Raw genomic sequence first — 18,499 nt, forward strand, 5'->3', positions numbered from 1 at the left:
AAAACAAATGATGCTATGCCTGTCAAAGTAACAATGCCAACTATGTTGAGTACTCGCGGCTCAAATCAGGTACTCGCTACACCATCTGTTCTGAGTCATTCAACACCATCACAAATAACTCAACCTAGCTCTGCCACCGCGACTATCGAGCAAACAACAAGGAGCTCATCCACATCGGGATCTAGCCTTGTAAAAGCATCGGTTGATATCCCGCCTCAAGACCCTAAGGTTAATAATGCGTTGGTAATGCAAAACCCCAAGAGGTTGGCTCCAACACCTCCGCTTACCAATGTAGCCACTAATATTGGTGCTCAAAATGAAGAAGCTGCGGTGGAAATTGCTGCGGTGAGTCCAAAAAATATTTTAGGGCTCAATACGCAAAAAAATGAACGGCATGGGAATGATACCAAAACTGACAGCACTATGAAGGTTGCTGATGTTTTGCAAAAAGCATTCAATAAAGCGGGAGCACTTCCTGTTGAACTATCTCGTTCTAATAACAGCTCAAATTTAGCCTCAGAGTTGTTAAAGCACTTACCGCATATAGGATTACCACCACTGAGCCAGCTAAATGATTTAGATGAGCTTAAAGCCAATATTCTCGGACTAGCAAGTCTTAACCTTGCCGCACCTCAGTCAAATCAAGCCTCAATGTTTATGAATGCGAGTGCGATTACCTCATTATTTCAACTGCTACTAGGCTTTAAAGCTAATAATAGTTCGAATTCAATGAGTAAGAAGCTCGCAGATTATCTTGAGCAACTGCAAGCCAAAGTTGGCTTTTCCACTAAACAACTTGGCCAACTGAGCAAAGCCGGCGGCCTTGATAGCATGGGACAACTAGCCTCTAACTTGCATTTATACCAACAGGCAAGCAATGAGAGCGCGGGCAATTTAGTGTGGTTCTTTGCCCTGCCCTATGGCATTAACCAACGTCATGAGCAACTGGAAGGGAAATTTGAGCAAGAAGCGGATCCTGATGATCCAGAGAAAAAAGCCGGATGGCGTTTACAGCTCAAATTTAATCTATCACAAGGTCCGCTACTGATTGCAGCGCAACAGCACAATCAACAATTGGATATCCAGTTTAAAGGCAATAGCCAAATGCTACTTAATAAGGTCAATAACTTTTTAACGCCCTTAAGCCAAAAACTGTCACAGCTAGGGTTTACGCCTGGTGAGCTCTCAACGCAAATAGCGCAAGTGCCAGCAACCTTATTACCTGGTGATCATTTCCTCGTAAAGACAAAAGCTTAGCTAGAAAAAACACCTAAGCGGACATTGAATACATCATCTAATTTTAGGAAGAACCAAATGAGCGAAGAGAGTGAACCGAAGCAAGCTGTCGCGCTGAGCTACGATGGTCGTAACGCGCCTAAAATTGTGGCGACTGGTGAAGGGCTTATCGCAGAAGAGATTATTGCGCTAGCCAAGGCTAACGGTGTGTATATCCATCAAGATCCCCATCTAAGCCATTTTTTACAGTTGTTAGAGCTAGGAGAGGAAATTCCTAAGGAGCTTTATCTGCTTATCGCCGAACTGATCGCATTTGTGTATATGCTCGACGGTAAGTTTCCCGAGCAATGGAATAATATGCATCAAAAAATTGTTGAGAAGGCATAAAATAAAAAGCTAATTTTGGCAAATTAGCTTTGAGAGTTAAACAAACTATCACTATCACTATCAATTCTATGCGATCATTTGCGATGAAGTCGGATCAATAGCTCAGCTTCCGCTTTGGGTAGTTCGCATTCTTTAATCAACTCATCAACACCAGCGCCAAGCGCCACCATTTTCATGGCTCGAGTATAAAGTTTTGCCTGTGGATCCTGCTGAGTCGTCTCTTCTATCCGTTCTGACTGTTGAAGTAGGCGTTTTTCTAACTCAATCACACGCCGACCGACTCCGATAGTGCCACTGCGCAACTCTTGTAACTCACGCTTAAATGACTCTCGCTGACGATCACCTTCTTTGACTAAAACGGTTAACGCTTCGACCTTGCTTCTTAGTTTGCTCAATTGTTTTTGTAAAAAGAGTACTAATCCTAAGCATGCGATGACATAGACTAACGCTGCGATCAAAAATTCATCGCCCATTAAAAATCCTTATACTCATTCATAGCCATAAATTAGCAGGCATTCCAACTGAGTTATCTATTCCAAAGTGCTGTACTTAAATGACTCAATATAATTAGCCATTGTTCAAGCTGTGATAAAAATACTTTGTCTATCCATAAATCGTAAAGACTTAGAATCATCGATTTATTCGCAAATACACAAAATAGCTGAATGAATTAATATCATTCAGCCTTATCTCGCTAATCGATTAAATCTGAGTCAATTCGGCCCATTCTTCATCGGATAATAACTTGTCGAGATCGACTAAGATGAGTAATTCATTGTCGCGATTACTCACACCTTGAATGAATTTAGCACTCTCTTCCGTTCCGACATTTGGTGCATTGTCGATTTCTGAGCGGCGTAAATAAACCACTTCGGCAACACTATCAACTAAGATGCCAATGACTTGCTTTTCAGCTTCGATGATAACGATTCGAGTTGAGTCATCAACTTCGGCAGACTGCAATCCAAAACGTGAGCGGGTATCAATAACTGTGACAACGTTACCACGTAAATTAATGATGCCTAATACGTAATAAGGCGCACCGGGCACGGGAGCGATTTCAGTGTAACGCAATACTTCCTGCACTTGCATTACGTTGATGCCGTAAGTTTCATGGTCTAACTTAAAGGTAACCCATTGTAATACTGCATCATCTTTACTTGCAGCGACTGCTGCTACATTTCTTGTATCTTTCATGTTTACCTCAACCAATTGAGTCCTGACAACCTAAACCCGCATTAAGCATTTCAACTAAGGCTTGTACGTGCAAAATGCCACACATCTGCTCTTTCACTACACCCGCTAACCAAGGGCGCTTGCCTGCTTGACTACGCCAGTTGACTTGCGATTTATTAATTTTTACCGCATTGACCAAGGACTCACAAGTTAATCCCCAGTTACTACCTTCTAATAATACAAGATATTGATAATTTACCGATTGCGCCAGTTTATCTGAGTATTTTTCTGGCATAACCCACGCACAAGTGTCAACAATGTTCAATTGCTCCTCCCTATGCGTCTGTACACCGAGAAACCATGCGGGTCGGCCAAAGATGTGGTTTATCCGCTCAATTTTAACTATTCCGCCTAAACTGACCAAAGGCACCGCCAATGTCAGCCCTGCTACTTTAAAGAATAGTACCTGAAACTCATCATCGAGCACTTCTTGCAAATCTTTTGTCACGCTAGGAGGCGTAATGCCGACTTGTGTTTCGGGTACAACCACTGGCTCAACGACTTTTTCAGCAATTATTTCATCAACAACCGCTTCATCAATAACAGGCTTGGCTTGCGGTACTTCCACAACAACGGGTTGAACATCAACTGCAGGCGTAACTTCAACAAGAGGTGGCGTCGGTGCTAATGTTTGAGTCTTAAGTACAGGCGCCAACAATTTTTCTAGCGCTTGCTTGTCCATCTGAGAAGCAATCTTACTTACTGGTGCAACAAACTCATGTTGTCTTGGCGTGGCTTTTGGTTGTAGCTGTACCGTTGACGTTATCGCCCTCTCATGAGCTTGTGATGCAGCCGTACGACCATTTTCAGCCAAGATGGCGGCATCAAGTAATGCAGCCTCCGTTTGATTAACGGCAACATTTTGATTTGAGTCTGCTGTTACAATGCTTTGAGAGGAAACAACCTGACTTGGAGTGTCATCTTCCTGCAGCAATAATGCGAAAAAATCAAAAACAGTTTCATCAACCGATTTTGACATGGCCAAACTCCCCAACTAATAAGAAATCTAATAATCTTTCATAGGCTTTCACGCCACGACAACCACTCGCATAATGCGATGCTGGTAAATGTGCCAAACTGGCATCTCTAAACTTAGTGTCGACAGGAATAACGTCCTTCCACAGGGTCTCACTGTATTCTGCGCCAAGCACTTGCAAAGCGGCGGGTGATGCCTTGGTACGTTTATCGTACATAGTGGGCACGACGGTGTAGCTGTAACGCGTCTTCTTCGAGCGCCCCATCAACTCCATAGTTTTAATCATCCGCTCTAGCCCTTTAATGGCAAGAAACTCAGTCTGCACGGGAATAATAATATGCTGACTTGCCGCAAGGGCATTGACCATTAAAACGCCAAGTACGGGGGGGCAATCAACGATAGCCACATCATAATCATCAGCAACTAGCGCTAATAAATTACGCAGTACTAATCCCATCCCCTCTTGATGACCTAAGGCTCTGTCCAAAGTTGCAAGTGCCATAGTGGCCGGCAATAAATCGAGACCATCGACTAAGGTTGGTACTACATGGGATAAAACGAGTTCTTTGGAAAGGCTTTTATGGGCCAGAAACACATCAAATAAAGAGCCTGGAACCTCTTCAGAATCAATGCCTAAGTAATAACCTAGCGAAGCGTGTGGATCGGTGTCTATCATAAGCACACGCTTGCCGCGCTTAGCCAATGTTCCCGCTAAACTCGCTACCGTTGTGGTTTTACCTACGCCACCTTTTTGATTCGCTATGGTCCAAACTTTCAAGAAGTGACCCCCATATAAATTGATTAAATGCTAATGAATGAGAATATTGAGCACACACATTCCAAAAGTTACTGCTCTTTTCTCGTCGTTACTCGAATACCACCATTCGGTAAACTAATCACTTTAACACCATCGGCATTTTCAGAAATCACTACAGGTAGCATCTGTGCTTTATTCGGTTCAATTGGCGAAGTAGCAGCTTTAACTTCTGCTTCTGGCGTCTGCAGCAGTGTCGGTACTAAAGGTTGCTGATTAGCGTTATCCTTCGCCGTATCCATCGCTGCACTTTGCTTACCCAGCAAAGGCGGAATGCCAATCTGCGTAGGTTCAGGACCTATAGCAACCGCCTTTTGCTCACCAGGAGCTGCCAATTGCAGCATAGCTTTAGTCTGATCAGGATGAGACGCTAACCAGGTTGCAATAGCCTCAGCTTGTTCATCAGGGACCATTAACAGCACCTGAGTCGATTCCAAACGTTTTATATCTTCACGCAACAAACTATTTTTGTGCCGATAATCGAGACTCAAGGCGCCAAGACACAAAATGGCAATAGCCATCAGCAAAATGATGAGCACACTATTCGTGCTCATCGGATTTTGACTCTTAGACACGAACAGACTCTTTTAAAATGCATTCAGCCATGTTGTCTAAGGCAATAGACTGAGTTGCAATACCCGCGCTGGCAACAGCCTGTGGCATACCATAAACCACACAACTGGCTTCATCCTGTGCCCAAATGGTCGCACCGACCGCTTTCAACATGCGGGCACCTTCTCTGCCATCTGCGCCCATACCGGTTAACACAACAGCAAGTACGTCACCGCTAAAGGCTTTGGAGGCAGAAGCAAAGGTGATATCAACACAAGGCTTATAGTTCATGTCCGCACTACCAGCGATGACCTTTAATCGACCACTACCTCCAGTACGTTCAACCATCATTTGCATACCGCCAGGCGCTAAATACGCACAACCTGGTTTAAGAAGATCGCCATTAGCGGCCTCTTTTACATCAATCTTACATAAGCCATTCAAACGACTTGCAAATGCTGGCGTAAAAGCTGCGGGCATATGCTGGATTAATAAAATCGGATGCGGATAGTTTGCCGGGAATTGGGTAAGAATTTTTTGCAAGGCAACTGGACCACCAGTAGATGTGCCGATCAGCAGTAATTTATACTGCTTACCACTTGCACGAATCGACGCTGCAGTTGAGGTCCTCACAGGAGCAGTGGCTGGAGTATGCGACGCTGTACTCGTTGTCCCTAAAACGCTACTTGTTGGGCGCACGCTAGGTGTTGAAGTGACGACAGGACGTGCAATAGGACGAAACATTCTGCGGCGTCCCAATGCCTTAACTCTCTGCTGCAACAATAAAATAGCATCATCTTTATTGGTAGCAATGTCTTCAAAACGTTTAGGTAGAAAATCTAACGCACCAGCATCTAAAGCGTCTAACGTTGCTTTAGCGCCATCATGGGTTAAAGAAGAAAACATCAAGATCGGAGTCGGACATTTAGCCATGATTTCACGGACGGCAGTAATACCATCCATCACGGGCATCTCAATATCCATAGTGATAACTTGAGGATTAAGCTCAGCAGCCATCTTCACCGCTTCGGCCCCATTTGAGGCCGTCGCGATAACTTCCAGTTCAGGATCTTGATTGACTATTTCACTAACACGTCGTCTGAAAAAACTTGAGTCATCAACGACTAATACTTTAATGGCCATTCCATTCCTTAGCTTGGAAACTAATTCTTACTTTTCGCATAATGCTTTAACAATCCAGGGACATCTAAGATCAGTGCGATACCACCATCCGATGTAATCGTCGCGCCAGCCATCCCAGGAGTGCCATGTAACATAGCGCCAAGGGGTTTAATCACCACCTCTTCTTGGCCTATTAGGGCATCGACCACAAAACCAATTTGCATCATACCTAATTGTACAATCACCACATGACCATGCTTTTTATCGCCATGTTTAAAAGTGGTTTTGTTTCTATGCAGCCAGTGCTCCAAATAGAACAAAGGCACAGCCTTGTTGCGCACTATGACGGTGAGTTGTCCGTCGACGATATTGGTCTTAGTGAGATCGAGATGGAATATCTCATTCACACTAGACAAAGGTAATGCAAACACTTGTTTAGCGACATCAACCATTAAGGTTGGCATAATCGCCAGCGTTAACGGTACTTTAATCTCAAGTATCGTGCCCTTACCTTTCATAGAATCAATATGCACTGTGCCGTTAAGCTGAGTGATACGCGTTTTTACCACGTCCATCCCAACGCCACGACCAGAAATATCTGAAATCTCGACCTTAGTCGAAAAACCGGGCGCAAAAATCAAATTATACGCTTCGCTGTCAGTCATTCGCGAAGCTGAATCTTCATCAAGCACACCACGTGTTATCGCGATCTTTTTCAGTTTTTCAGGGTCCATACCTGCGCCATCGTCTTCGATTTTCAGCAGTATATGGTCACCTTCCTGACTTGCAGATAAGGTAATCGTACCCGTTCTCGGCTTGCCATTGGCTTCACGCTCGTTTGGCATTTCAATACCGTGATCCACCGAGTTACGCACTAAGTGGACGAGTGGATCGGCAAGCGCTTCAACTAAGTTTTTATCTAGGTCGGTTTCTTCACCGACCATGATCAAATCAATTTCTTTATTGAGCGTACGCGCAAGATCACGTACTACCCGAGGGAAACGACCAAACACTTTCTTGATCGGTTGCATACGGGTTTTCATCACCGCGCCTTGCAAATCGGCAGTCACGAGATCTAAGTTCGCAAGGGCCTTAGACATTTCCTCATCATCACGACTGATACCTAAGCTCACTAATCGATTACGCACTAACACTAACTCGCCCACCATATTCATGATTTGGTCGAGTCGTGCAGTATCAACACGTACTGTAGTTTCACCTTGAGGCACATTTGCTGAACTTGCTTTAGCTGGCGCTTTATCTACAACTGCAATGTCCACTTTCGGTTTTGCGGCAACAACGGGGGCTGGAGCAGGCGCAGCAGCTTTTACTGGTGTGGGAGTCGCAGCGGCTTTAGGTGCAACAGTCGAAGCAGGCGTTACTGGTGCAGTAGGCGCTTTTACTTCTACTTTTGCAGGTGCCGCACCTTTACCATGGAGTTCATCGAGTAATCTTTCAAACTCGTCATCAGTAATTTCATCGGCATCGACTATCGGTTGAGGCGTGGGAGCCGAAGCGACCTTTGGTTTAGCCGGCACTTCTGCCTCAGCTTTAAACTTGCCTGAACCATGTAGTTCATCAAGCAATGCCTCAAACTCATCATCAGTGATGTCATCACCCGATGCTGAAGACGCTTTAACTGGCGCAGCTGGCTTAGCGACCACAGGTTCAGGGACCACGGCGGTAGCCGCAGGACCTTTTCCTGAGCCATGAAGCGCATCTAACAAAGCTTCAAATTCAGCGTCGTTGATATCATCAATACTTGAAGATGAGCTATGACTTATCTCTATAGGGATGTCTTGTGGGACGGGAGTTTCAACAATGGTTTCAACGACAGGCTCAGGTTCGACAATTTCGACCACCTCTGCAGACGCAACTTCAGATGGCAATGGCGCACCTGAACTCAGCATTTTAAGCCTAGCCAACAAACCCGAATCGGCAGGATCTTGCTGCTCGCCCTGCTGCGTTTGAGCAAACATGGTATTAATTGCATCAACAGCCTGCAAAATAATGTCCATCAGCTCTGCATTGACGCTACGTTTGCCAGTCCGTAATAAATCGAAGGTATTTTCAGCCTCATGACACACATCGACCATGGGAGTTAAGCTAAGAAAGCCTGCGCCACCTTTAACGGTGTGGAACCCTCTAAAAATGGCGTTTAGCAAGTTAGTGTCATCAGGATTATTTTCAAGCGCAACGAGTTGCTCTTGCAGAAGCTCTAAAATTTCACCGGCTTCGATTAAAAAGTCCTGGAGTATCTCTTCATCTACATCAAAGGCCATCAAATTGACTCCCAGTTAGAAACCCAGACTCGATAGAAGATCATCCACTTCGTCTTGACCCGTTACTACATCTTGACGAAGCTCGGCATTCATTATCGGCCCTTCCGCTTCAATATTATTTTTCTGAGCAATCTGACTTTCAATCATAGGCTGCTCACCAAATACCGTCAGCATAGAAACCAGATTACTTTCTACTTCCATAACCAGATCAATAACACGACGTATCATTTGTCCTGTTAAGTCTTGAAAATCTTGCGCCATCAATATTTGATTTAACAATTCACGCAGTCGAGTCGAGTCATTTGAACTACGGGACATAAGATCTTGGACATCGTGGCAAAGAACCTTAAACTCGCTGAGTTCTATTTCTCGGCGCATTAATTTGTCCCAAGATGGCATGACTTTTTGAATATTTACCGTTACGGCATTGGCCAAAGGTAAACATTCTTCTACCGCATCCATGGTTTTATTTGCCGCTTGTTCAGTCATGTCAATAACGTAATTTAAACGTTGTTTGGCATCGGGAATTTCTGTATTGGCTAATTCAGCTAGACGATTATCAACTTGAAAATCCATTAAAGCGCTATGAAGTTGCCGAGTTAATTTCCCTACCTCTTCAAATAATTCTCGTTGCAGTGGAGCAGCAAGCTCCCGAAATAAATCATCTGCCTGACGTTGCTCACCGACACTTAATAATTCAACCAAGTGCTGAGCTTGTTCGAGCGTGATGAGCCCTGATGTTTGTGACTTCATAGCTCATCCTTGCTCAAGCGAGTCGTTCGAATATTTTATCTAGCTTCTCTTTCAGCGTTGCAGCGGTAAAAGGCTTAACCACATATCCATTCACTCCCGCTTGAGCGGCAGCGATAATCTGTTCACGTTTTGCTTCAGCTGTCACCATTAATACGGGTAAATGCTTTAGCGAATCATCTGCGCGAATTGCTTTTAACAGATCGATGCCTTGCATACCGGGCATATTCCAATCTGTAACAACAAAATCAAAATCCCCCTTTTGCAACATCGGCAGGGCTGTTGAGCCATCGTCTGCTTCTTGGGTATTGTTAAACCCCAAGTCTCGCAACAAGTTCTTGATGATACGCCTCATTGTCGAAAAATCGTCAACAATGAGAATCTTCATATTCTTGTCCAAGGTTTCCTCCGGTGAGCTGACATTCTGTGCTCGATTAATAATTATACTTATGTCCAGTGCTTGAGTTTAGCTTTCAATCGCAACATTGCCTGACTTAATATCTGGCTAACACGCGATTCACTGACCTCAAGAATGGCGCCAATCTCTTTTAAATTCAATGCTTCATCGTAGTACAGGGATAACACTAATGCATCTCTTTCAGGCAATAATTTAATTGCCTCAACCAGCGCAGAATGAAATTGGTTCTCAGCTAATGCTTCAAATGAGTCATCATCGGACCGATCACTCACTGTAAGTATATCCTGAGATACGCCTAAGTCTTCTATCCCTATGATTTTTCCGACAGAAACATCGTTAAGAATATGATGGTACTCATCGAGCGTCATATCAAGTTTTTCTGCAATTTCTGTGTCGCGTGCATCACGGCCCAGTTCTTGCTCTAACTCATCAATAGCATGTGCAACCTTGCGGTTATTACGATGAACGGAACGAGGCACCCAATCACCACGGCGAATTTCATCTAACATCGCCCCTCGTATACGTATGCCGGCGAAGGTTTCAAATTTCGCACCCTTGCCACCATCAAACTTGGATGATGCTTCTAATAAACCCATCATCCCAGCTTGGAGTAAATCATCTAGCTGCACTGAGGCAGGTAGTCTGGCGAGTAAATGATGCGCAATTCTTTTAACCAACGGAGCATACTGTTCAACGATCGACGATTTATTGTCTAAACAAGTATACGCAGCGGCTTTATTCACTCGTTTTTTCCTCTTGAAAATCTGGTCGTTGAACTAAACGCTCAACGAAAAACTCCAAATGCCCACCAGGTTGCTGCGGTACAGGCCAGCTTAGAATTTTATTTGCCAACCCTTGATACGCAATCGCTGCTGGTGATTTAGGATACGCTTCAACCACCAATTTTTGTTTACGAACTGATTTACGTAAGTTTTCGTCAAATGGGATTGTTGCAACCAATTCAAGGGCGACATCCAAAAATCTGTCGGTCACTTTACTGAGTTTAGCAAATAATTCCATACCTTCGCGTAAACTACGCACCATATTGGCAACTATTTTAAAACGGAACACGCCATGCTCACGGCTGAGGATTTTTATCAGGGCATAGGCATCGGTAATTGATGTGGGTTCATCACAAACAACGACCAGCACATCCTGCGATGCACGTGAGAAACTGAGCACCATATCTGAAATCCCAGCAGCAGTATCTACGACTAGAATATCAAACTGAGTCCGCATCTCACTAAATGCGCGAATTAACCCGGCATGTTGCGCTGGGCTTAATTCCACCATCCCTTGTGTTCCTGAAGTGGCTGGCACTATGCCAATCCCTTTAGGGCCACGAACGATAATATCGTCAAGCTCTGCATCACCAGAGAGAACATGGGAGAGGTTACGCTCGGCACGAATACCCAGCATGACATCGACGTTTGCTAAGCCAAGGTCAGCATCAAGTACCAAGACACGCTTGCCTTTTTCGGCTAATGCCACAGCTGTATTAATGGAAACGCTGGTTTTACCAACGCCACCTTTACCACCTGTGACCGCGATTACTTTCACTTTTTCGTTATAGGGTTGATTCATCATACGTAAACCACTTGCTTGATCCAGGGTCATAAATCTACTCAAATGCACAGGCCATATTATCTGACCACGCTGTGTCTTGTAATGATTGTTGTTCTGTACTATCTAACGCTGCGAGTGCCTGCTGGGCTAAATCTAAGGTATCCGCAACTTTCATATCTTCAGGAACTCTTTGTCCATCAGTAACATAACTTAATGGTAATCCGTTTTGGATCAACACACTTAATGCCCCTGCTAACGACACAGATTCATCGAGTTTTGTGAGAACGACACCAGATAGGGGAATGCGTTTAAAATGATTGACTGCATCTTGCAGCACACGGCGCTGTCCTGTCGCAGACAGTACCAGATAACTGCGGATAGGTATCCTGCTATTTGCAGTTAAATTATCAAGTTGCTGGTAAAGACGCATATCTCGCTGTCCCATGCCAGCCGTATCTATCAATACTAGCTTGCGATTTCTAAACTGATAGAGAATTTGCTCTAATTCATTCAGATCATGAGCTTGCTTTACTGGGCAGCCCATTATTTTCCCATAAGTTGCTAATTGCTCATAGGCTCCGATGCGATAATGATCTGTCGTTATCAAAGCCACATGCTCAGCACCATGATGGGCAGCAAAACGGGCTGCTAGTTTCGCTAACGACGTGGTTTTACCCACACCCGTTGGCCCCACCAATGCAACCACCCCGCCCTGTTTAACAATATCATCACCTTGATTATCAAGCATATTAGCTAAACTTTGAGGTAAGGCTCTGACTAATTCTGCAGGCGTATAATGTTGGCTCAGCGCCGCTAATTTATTGGCAACCGCAGGGGAAAATTCAGCCTCAAGTAACTTGGCTTCGAGCATAGCACCGACGGGGTCGATACGTTTTTTATGTTCTGTCATCAAAGAGGACACTTGATGTGTTAACAAATTACGCAATGAAGCTAGCTCATCACGCATTGCCTCAATATCGGCATTTTGTTTCTGTGATGTTTGTGGCTTCTTATCAAAAGCGGCAGGCGCTTCGCGACGCTCTACTTTGGCAGTAGCCGGCGCTTGTAAGCCCTTAGCCCATGCAGGTAAATCTGCATCAACTTGCTGATGCGACATCTGTTGATTCAAACGACTTTGCTGCTTCTCTAACAAGGCTTGTAATGAGTCAGCAGGTGCCGCAGGCTTTGCACGGGTTTCTACTCGTATAGGCTGCTTAGCGCCTAGGGATACGAGGTCGTCACTCACGTCCATAAAGGTTGGCGCTGGCGCAGTAGCTGCGGTTTTTGCTTTAGGCTCATCATAGTCAACGGCAGCGACAATTTCGATGCCACCATTCACTTTCTTATTTGACATAATGACGGCATCTGAGCCGAGTGTTTCTTTCACTTGGGCCAGTGCGGCGCGCATGTCTTTGGCAAAAAATCGTTTAATCTTCACTTATGCGTCCTCTACTGGCCGACTGCAGATACGATACGTATTTGCTTCTCATCAGGTATTTCTTGATACGAAATGACTCTGAGATTAGGAATAGTATGTTTAACAAAGCGTGACAGCGTCGCGCGTAACATACCTGACGTCAACAATATGGCGGGTTGTCCGACCATTTCTTGCTTCTGAGCCGCATCTGCAAGGGACTGCTGCATGCGTTCTGCAAGACCGGGTTCAATATTTGGACCATCACCACCGGTTGCTTGCATTGATTGATGCAACATCTGTTCCAACTCTGGCGCCAATGTAATGACGGGGATTTCTAACTCTGGACCAGAGATCTCTTGGACTATCATACGTTTCAATGCAATACGCACCGCAGCGGTCAAAACTTCAGTGTCATTACTCTTAGTGCCGTATTCTAACAAAGTTTGCACTATTGTACGCAAGTCTCTGACTGAAACCCCTTCATTTAACAGGTTCTGCATCACTTTTACGACATGTCCGAGTGGCATGACATCAGGAATAAAGCCATCCACCAGTTTAGGCGAGTGTTTCGCAAGCATATCCATCAGTTGTTGCACTTCTTCGTAACCTAACAACTTAGCAGCATTATTGGTCAGCAATTGGCTAATATGGGTTGCCACAACCGTGGCGGCATCAACAACCGTATACCCTAATGTTTGCGCGTGTTCACGTAATTCAGGGGCAATCCATACCGCCTCCAGACCAAAAGCTGGGTCACGCGTTTCAATACCATCGAGCTTGCCATAGACTTGACCAGGGTTGATCGCCAATTCGCAGTCGTGACGAATATCCGCCTCACCAACAACTACGCCCATTAATGAAATGCGATAGGCATTGGGCGACAAATCTAAATTATCGCGAATATGCACTGCTGGCACTAAGAAGCCCAGTTCTTGGGATAACTTTTTACGTACGCCTTTGATACGGCTTAATAACTCGCCACCTTGACCTTTATCGACCAGCGGAATTAAACGATATCCCACCTCAAGCCCAATAGTATCAACATGATGCACATCATCCCAGCCCAACTCTTTAGGCTCCTTATCTTGCCTCTCTACAGGGCCAGACTTAACTTGCTCTAGGGCTTTAATGCGTTTTGATTCATTACGCTTATAGACAAAATAGGCGGCACCTGCCGTCATAAAAGCAAAACTTAAGAACGCCATATGCGGCATGCCAGGAACGATTCCCATGACAAATAGGACTCCAGCAGCGATACCCAATGACTTATGACTGTCAAACATCTGACTCATCATCATTTGGCCCATATCACCGGATTCATTTTGACGGGTCACCATCAATGCTGCTGCGATTGACAATAATAACCCAGGGATCTGCGCCACCAGACCATCACCGATAGTCAGCAAGGTATAAATTTCAACCGCTTCAGAAAAACTTAAGCCATGCTGAACAATACCTATGATGAAACCACCTAAGATGTTGATCACTAGAATCATGATACCCGCAACGGCATCACCTTTTACAAATTTTGAAGCACCGTCCATCGCACCATAGAAATCCGCTTCACGTGTCACTTCTGCTCGACGTAATCTTGCTTGTTCTTGATTCAAAGTCCCGGCATTTAGGTCGGCATCAATTGCCATTTGCTTACCAGGCATAGCATCTAAGGTAAAGCGGGCACTCACTTCAGCAATACGACCAGCACCTTTCGTCACCACCGCAAAATTGATAATAATCAAAATGATAAAGACAACCAAGCCAACGGCATAGTTACCGCCAATCACCACTGAACCGAAGGCTTCAATCACCTTACCTGCCGCATCGCCACCATTATGGCCCTCGAGTAATACCACACGAGTTGATGCAACATTCAGTGCAAGGCGAAGTAATGTCGCCACAAGTAATACCGTTGGAAAGGCGGCAAAATCTAACGGCCTATCGGTATAAATTGCGACTAACAATACGATGAGCGCTAAGGCTATGTTGAATGAGAAAAGTATGTCTAATAAGAATGGAGGAATAGGTAAAACAATCATGGCCAATGCAGCAAGCACAACCATAGGCGTACCAATGCCTTTGAGTGAGCTCAGCCGCATTTGTTTTACTTGACCAAGAGTCGCTTTAACATCCATTCGCTATAACCTAAATTTTGACGTGTAAGAAGCGAAAAGCAAAAAACACGCCAACAAAATCAACCTGACTAATTAAGGAGAATTATACCTATGACTCATTGATATAAAGAAGAAATAATATTGGAACATTCATATAAAGTGACATCATCTTGTGTATCACTCACAAGTGTCAGATGCTGCAAACTTAATATTTCAATTCATCAGGAATGGGCTGATTAAGCGGAACTGGAATAGGTTTACGACCGCGTCCTTTCTGATATTGGCGTAACTGGAATACATAGGCCAAAATCTGTGCCACAGCAGTAAACAATCCTTCGGGGATTTGTTGATCCAACTTAGTCGTATGGTATATTGCTCTCGCAAGCGGTGGTGCAGATACAATGGCTACATCATGGGCGCGGGCAATCTCACGAATTTTAAATGCGACGTCATCAACGCCTTTAGCTATGACAAAGGGTGCAGCGGAGCGCTTTACATCGTATTTAATCGCTACTGCAAAATGCTCAGGGTTAACAACGATGACATCGGCATTGGGTACTTCAGCCATCATTCTGCGCTGAGCCAACTCATGCTGCATCTGCCTTACTCGCGATTTCACTTCAGGCTTCCCTTCAGTGTCTTTATATTCATCCTTTACTTCTTGTTTGGTCATCTTAAGTTGCTTGTTGTGATTCCAAATTTGGAACGGCACGTCGATGACGACAATCAATAAAATAGAGGAACACAACAGGATAAACATCCACACAAGTAAATCTAATGCGTGGTAAATATTACCAGGAAGATGATCACTAGATAGCAACATAATATCATTGAAGTAAAAGCTCAGTAATAAATACGCAGAAAATGCCACCACAGAAAACTTGGCAATCCCCTTCGTCAGCTCAACTAACGCCTGCACACCGAACATGCGCTTCAAACCTGCGACTGGGCTCATTTTACTGGCCTTAGGCATCATGGCTTGGGTAGAGAAATTCATCCCGCCAAGGGATATATTGCCAATGAAAGCGACAACCACAATTAACAGCATAATTTTTGCCATGGGCCAGGCGATTTCGCTCGCGACAACGCCCCATACATTAAACATTTCTTCAGTATCAAAAATTTGCGCCCTGTCCATGGTGAAAACAGTCTCAAATACCCGAGTTAAACTTGTGGCTAGACTTGGACCTAACATATAAAAGCCACATGCAGCGGAAATTAATACCGCTGCTGTACCGAGTTCTTTCGAACGCGCAATTTGTCCTTTTTCCCGCGCCTGTTCGAGACGTCTCCCAGTGGGTTCCTCACTGCGTTCACCGCTTGACTCTTCAGCCATGGGCTGCTCCTAATACCGTCATATCAAACCATCGGCGTTACATTGAAGCGCTAACATATCGCAAAGCAGCACTTGAGCCGCAGTCCACACTTCATCAAAATGGGCCATAACAGGTGTTAAGGTTAACCAGAGAATAAACAATCCGCCAATCATAGTGATCGGAAAACCAATAGAGAAAATGTTTAATTGCGGCGCGGCGCGGGTCATCACACCGAAGGACAAGTTCACTAATAACAAGGCAATAATCGCGGATATCGACATAGTTAATGCCGCACCAAACATATACGAGCCCCAATCAGCTAAAGCACGGTAGCTAGTGAGGGTTAATCCTTGATTAGAAATGGGTAGGGTCTCAAAACTCGCCACCAACATACGGATCATCAATAGATGTCCATCGACGGCTAAGAAGATTAATGTCGCCAATAATAGAAAAAAGTTACCAATAACGGGTGTTTGCTGACCCGAACCAGGATCAACCATAGAAGCAAACCCGAGACTGGTTTGCATACCAATAATCTGGCCAGTTAATACAAAAACTTGCATCACCATTTGAGTCACAAACCCCATGGCAACACCAATAATGATTTGCTGCGCAGTAATAAATACCGCACTAAGTGAAAATAGATCGGCATTTTGAACAGGAGGAAGGACTGGTGCTATCGCAAAGGTAATCGCCATGGCTAATAGTAAGCGCACACGAGTTGGAGTGGTTGCGGCCCCAAATACCACCATCACCATTAACATACTCGCGACCCGAAATAGCGGCCACATATAAGCGGCAATGGTCTGCATTAACGTATCGAGCAGCAGCTCCATTGGATTAGCCTATTACTTGCGGGATGCGATTAACCATCTCGACAAAAAAGTCCATTAGGGTTTCAACTAACCAATGTCCCATGAACATCAAACCGAAAAGTGTCACTAACAATCGCGGTAGAAAACTTAAAGTTTGCTCGTTAATCGAAGTCGCGGCTTGAAACACGGCGACAATCAAACCAATACCCAGCCCAGGTAATACAATTGCAGACACCATCATGACAATAACAGCGAGAGCCTCACGAAAAATATCAATTAGCGCCTCTGGACTCATTTGCTTATTCTCCCTTGGCTACCCGAAACTATTCGCTAATGTCCCTAGGACTAAGCTCCAACCATCGACGAGCACAAACAGCATGATCTTAAATGGTAGCGACACTATCATAGGGGATAACATCATCATACCCATGGCCATTAAGATACTGGCCACCACTAGATCTAACACTAAAAACGGCACGAACAACATAAAGCCTATTTGAAAAGCTGTTTTCAGCTCGCTGGTAATAAAAGCGGGGATAAGCACGCTCATCGGGGCTTCTTCGGGCGACTTAATGTTTTTGTAGCCTGAAATCTCAATGAAGGTTTTTAAGTCTGTGGTCCTAACTTGACCTAACATAAAGCTTCTTATTGGTTCTTTACCTTTTTCGAACGCTTGCTGCAGGGTTAACTGCTCCTCAATGTAAGGCTTAACCCCTTCGTCATAAATCCGGTCAAATACCGGTGCCATAATAAAAAAGGTCATGAATAAACTCATGCCAATTAATACTTGATTGGAAGGTGTTTGTTGTAAGCCAATAGCTTGACGTAATATAGACAGAACAATGATGATCCGCGTGAAAGAGGTCAACATGATGAGCATCGCAGGTAAAAAACTCAGCGATGTCATCAGCAGTAAAATCTGCATTGTGACTGAGTATTCTGTGGAGCCGTCTGGTCCTGTTGTTACAGTCACTGCAGGCAAAACACCATCAGCGGCCCATGCCGACGGCATGCATAACAGAATAACTAAGCCAACTAACGCGAGGATACGTGTTGTCATTGTTTTAATTTCGCCTGACGTAGCCGACTCGCAAAGGAATCAGACTCTATATGAATAGGTTCAACTAACTTATCAATCAAACTCACCTGCTGCGAGCTAACGCCAAGTAAATATTGCTGCTCCCCCACCTGCACTAAGACTAAACGCTCTTTCTGACCGAGCGAAGTCACGGCTATGGTTTTTAAAACACCGTTGGTCGTAGGAACTAAATTGAACCGTCTTAATAAATAAGCTAACGCAAAAATTAAGAGTAAAACCAGAATTAAGCCACCTAACATACTCGCTAGGGTTGCGACTTGAGAAGGTTCAGCCATTTTTGCGGCCGAAGATGTCACAGCTGTTACGCCTTGAGTACTATCGCCTACAAGACTCTCAGTTTTTGCTTGAGATACTGCAGCTAAACTGAGTATTACCGATATGGTCATTCTGGTTCCAACTTTC

At 44.5% G+C, this 18,499-nt stretch carries 19 protein-coding genes and 1 pseudogene; 2 read left to right on the plus strand and 18 right to left on the minus strand.

Translation table 11 applies throughout. The annotated features are described in order from the left end of the window. Both Q4Q54_RS11300 and Q4Q54_RS11305 read left to right on the plus strand, forming a co-directional pair. Positions 1–1,257: pseudogene (locus Q4Q54_RS11300) on the plus strand (flagellar hook-length control protein FliK); the annotation flags it as partial. Positions 1,258–1,314: 57 nt separating this feature from the next. Beyond that, a complete protein-coding gene (locus Q4Q54_RS11305; RefSeq protein ID WP_006082378.1) occupies positions 1,315–1,623 on the plus strand; it encodes an EscU/YscU/HrcU family type III secretion system export apparatus switch protein in 309 nt (102 codons plus the stop codon). 74 nt (positions 1,624–1,697) lie between these two features. On the opposite strand, the gene Q4Q54_RS11310 is transcribed toward Q4Q54_RS11305, so the two are convergent. The 18 genes from Q4Q54_RS11310 to fliO form a co-directional block, all read right to left on the minus strand. After that, entirely contained in the window at positions 1,698–2,096 is a 399-nt protein-coding gene (locus Q4Q54_RS11310) for a DUF2802 domain-containing protein (protein WP_006082379.1), read from the minus strand. Positions 2,097–2,325: 229 nt separating this feature from the next. Continuing rightward, positions 2,326–2,820 carry a chemotaxis protein CheW gene (locus Q4Q54_RS11315; protein ID WP_006082380.1) on the minus strand — a complete coding sequence of 165 codons (495 nt, stop codon included), beginning with the start codon at positions 2,818–2,820 and terminating at the stop codon, positions 2,326–2,328. A gap of 7 nt (positions 2,821–2,827) precedes the next feature. Next, on the minus strand, positions 2,828–3,838 hold the full coding sequence (locus Q4Q54_RS11320) for a chemotaxis protein CheW (protein WP_311988489.1): 1,011 nt from the start codon (positions 3,836–3,838) through the stop codon (positions 2,828–2,830). Next, positions 3,822–4,613 (minus strand): ParA family protein, encoded by a 792-nt coding sequence (locus Q4Q54_RS11325; RefSeq protein ID WP_006082382.1) that lies wholly within the window; start codon positions 4,611–4,613, stop codon positions 3,822–3,824. Before Q4Q54_RS11325 ends, Q4Q54_RS11320 begins: the two co-directional genes overlap by 17 nt. A gap of 68 nt (positions 4,614–4,681) precedes the next feature. Further along, positions 4,682–5,203 (minus strand): hypothetical protein, encoded by a 522-nt coding sequence (locus tag Q4Q54_RS11330; protein ID WP_006082383.1) that lies wholly within the window; start codon positions 5,201–5,203, stop codon positions 4,682–4,684. A 13-nt stretch (positions 5,204–5,216) separates the two neighbouring features. Next, positions 5,217–6,344 carry a chemotaxis response regulator protein-glutamate methylesterase gene (locus tag Q4Q54_RS11335; RefSeq protein WP_311988490.1) on the minus strand — a complete coding sequence of 376 codons (1,128 nt, stop codon included), beginning with the start codon at positions 6,342–6,344 and terminating at the stop codon, positions 5,217–5,219. Between the two features lie 20 nt (positions 6,345–6,364). After that, positions 6,365–8,605 carry a chemotaxis protein CheA gene (locus Q4Q54_RS11340; RefSeq protein WP_311988491.1) on the minus strand — a complete coding sequence of 747 codons (2,241 nt, stop codon included), beginning with the start codon at positions 8,603–8,605 and terminating at the stop codon, positions 6,365–6,367. Between the two features lie 15 nt (positions 8,606–8,620). Next, positions 8,621–9,358, minus strand: coding sequence for a protein phosphatase CheZ (locus tag Q4Q54_RS11345; RefSeq protein WP_106651064.1), 738 nt, complete (start codon positions 9,356–9,358; stop codon positions 8,621–8,623). Positions 9,359–9,371: 13 nt separating this feature from the next. Continuing rightward, positions 9,372–9,755 (minus strand): chemotaxis response regulator CheY, encoded by a 384-nt coding sequence (cheY, locus tag Q4Q54_RS11350; protein WP_007649667.1) that lies wholly within the window; start codon positions 9,753–9,755, stop codon positions 9,372–9,374. Between the two features lie 47 nt (positions 9,756–9,802). After that, positions 9,803–10,516 carry an RNA polymerase sigma factor FliA gene (locus Q4Q54_RS11355; RefSeq protein ID WP_028761175.1) on the minus strand — a complete coding sequence of 238 codons (714 nt, stop codon included), beginning with the start codon at positions 10,514–10,516 and terminating at the stop codon, positions 9,803–9,805. Further along, entirely contained in the window at positions 10,509–11,390 is an 882-nt protein-coding gene (locus Q4Q54_RS11360; protein ID WP_006082389.1) for a MinD/ParA family protein, read from the minus strand. Before Q4Q54_RS11360 ends, Q4Q54_RS11355 begins: the two co-directional genes overlap by 8 nt. 4 nt (positions 11,391–11,394) lie before the next feature. Beyond that, positions 11,395–12,777 (minus strand): flagellar biosynthesis protein FlhF, encoded by a 1,383-nt coding sequence (gene flhF / locus Q4Q54_RS11365; protein ID WP_300482864.1) that lies wholly within the window; start codon positions 12,775–12,777, stop codon positions 11,395–11,397. A gap of 11 nt (positions 12,778–12,788) precedes the next feature. Then, the gene (flhA, locus tag Q4Q54_RS11370) at positions 12,789–14,888 is read right to left on the minus strand and encodes a flagellar biosynthesis protein FlhA (protein ID WP_220590724.1); all 2,100 of its coding nucleotides are present in this window, start codon (positions 14,886–14,888) and stop codon (positions 12,789–12,791) included. Positions 14,889–15,072: 184 nt separating this feature from the next. Further along, positions 15,073–16,203 carry a flagellar biosynthesis protein FlhB gene (flhB, locus tag Q4Q54_RS11375; RefSeq protein ID WP_220590725.1) on the minus strand — a complete coding sequence of 377 codons (1,131 nt, stop codon included), beginning with the start codon at positions 16,201–16,203 and terminating at the stop codon, positions 15,073–15,075. Between the two features lie 18 nt (positions 16,204–16,221). Then, complete coding sequence (gene fliR, locus Q4Q54_RS11380; protein WP_220590726.1) at positions 16,222–17,019, minus strand: flagellar biosynthetic protein FliR; 798 nt, start codon at positions 17,017–17,019, stop codon at positions 16,222–16,224. A 4-nt stretch (positions 17,020–17,023) separates the two neighbouring features. Beyond that, positions 17,024–17,293, minus strand: coding sequence for a flagellar biosynthesis protein FliQ (fliQ, locus tag Q4Q54_RS11385; RefSeq protein ID WP_006082394.1), 270 nt, complete (start codon positions 17,291–17,293; stop codon positions 17,024–17,026). An 18-nt stretch (positions 17,294–17,311) separates the two neighbouring features. Next, positions 17,312–18,058 carry a flagellar type III secretion system pore protein FliP gene (gene fliP, locus Q4Q54_RS11390; protein ID WP_063884844.1) on the minus strand — a complete coding sequence of 249 codons (747 nt, stop codon included), beginning with the start codon at positions 18,056–18,058 and terminating at the stop codon, positions 17,312–17,314. Continuing rightward, the gene (fliO, locus tag Q4Q54_RS11395; RefSeq protein ID WP_063884843.1) at positions 18,055–18,483 is read right to left on the minus strand and encodes a flagellar biosynthetic protein FliO; all 429 of its coding nucleotides are present in this window, start codon (positions 18,481–18,483) and stop codon (positions 18,055–18,057) included. The genes fliP and fliO overlap by 4 nt, the downstream gene beginning before the upstream one ends. Positions 18,484–18,499: the final 16 nt, after the last annotated feature.

It is taken from the genome of Shewanella sp. SP2S2-4, from assembly GCF_031932025.1.
Classification (GTDB): Bacteria; Pseudomonadota; Gammaproteobacteria; order Enterobacterales; family Shewanellaceae; genus Shewanella; species Shewanella baltica.

Excerpts from the sequence above, each read along its gene's own strand:
- Q4Q54_RS11305 (WP_006082378.1), top strand. The coding sequence starts at position 1,315 with ATGAGCGAAGAGAGTGAACCGAAGCAAGCTGTCGCGCTGAGCTACGAT.
- Q4Q54_RS11310 (WP_006082379.1), bottom strand. The coding sequence starts at position 2,096 with ATGGGCGATGAATTTTTGATCGCAGCGTTAGTCTATGTCATCGCATGC.
- Q4Q54_RS11315 (WP_006082380.1), bottom strand. The coding sequence starts at position 2,820 with ATGAAAGATACAAGAAATGTAGCAGCAGTCGCTGCAAGTAAAGATGAT.
- Q4Q54_RS11320 (WP_311988489.1), bottom strand. The coding sequence starts at position 3,838 with ATGTCAAAATCGGTTGATGAAACTGTTTTTGATTTTTTCGCATTATTG.
- Q4Q54_RS11330 (WP_006082383.1), bottom strand. The coding sequence starts at position 5,203 with ATGAGCACGAATAGTGTGCTCATCATTTTGCTGATGGCTATTGCCATT.
- Q4Q54_RS11335 (WP_311988490.1), bottom strand. The coding sequence starts at position 6,344 with ATGGCCATTAAAGTATTAGTCGTTGATGACTCAAGTTTTTTCAGACGA.
- Q4Q54_RS11340 (WP_311988491.1), bottom strand. The coding sequence starts at position 8,605 with ATGGCCTTTGATGTAGATGAAGAGATACTCCAGGACTTTTTAATCGAA.
- Q4Q54_RS11345 (WP_106651064.1), bottom strand. The coding sequence starts at position 9,358 with ATGAAGTCACAAACATCAGGGCTCATCACGCTCGAACAAGCTCAGCAC.
- Q4Q54_RS11360 (WP_006082389.1), bottom strand. The coding sequence starts at position 11,390 with ATGACCCTGGATCAAGCAAGTGGTTTACGTATGATGAATCAACCCTAT.
- flhA (WP_220590724.1), bottom strand. The coding sequence starts at position 14,888 with ATGGATGTTAAAGCGACTCTTGGTCAAGTAAAACAAATGCGGCTGAGC.
- flhB (WP_220590725.1), bottom strand. The coding sequence starts at position 16,203 with ATGGCTGAAGAGTCAAGCGGTGAACGCAGTGAGGAACCCACTGGGAGA.
- fliR (WP_220590726.1), bottom strand. The coding sequence starts at position 17,019 with ATGGAGCTGCTGCTCGATACGTTAATGCAGACCATTGCCGCTTATATG.
- fliQ (WP_006082394.1), bottom strand. The coding sequence starts at position 17,293 with ATGAGTCCAGAGGCGCTAATTGATATTTTTCGTGAGGCTCTCGCTGTT.
- fliP (WP_063884844.1), bottom strand. The coding sequence starts at position 18,058 with ATGACAACACGTATCCTCGCGTTAGTTGGCTTAGTTATTCTGTTATGC.
- fliO (WP_063884843.1), bottom strand. The coding sequence starts at position 18,483 with ATGACCATATCGGTAATACTCAGTTTAGCTGCAGTATCTCAAGCAAAA.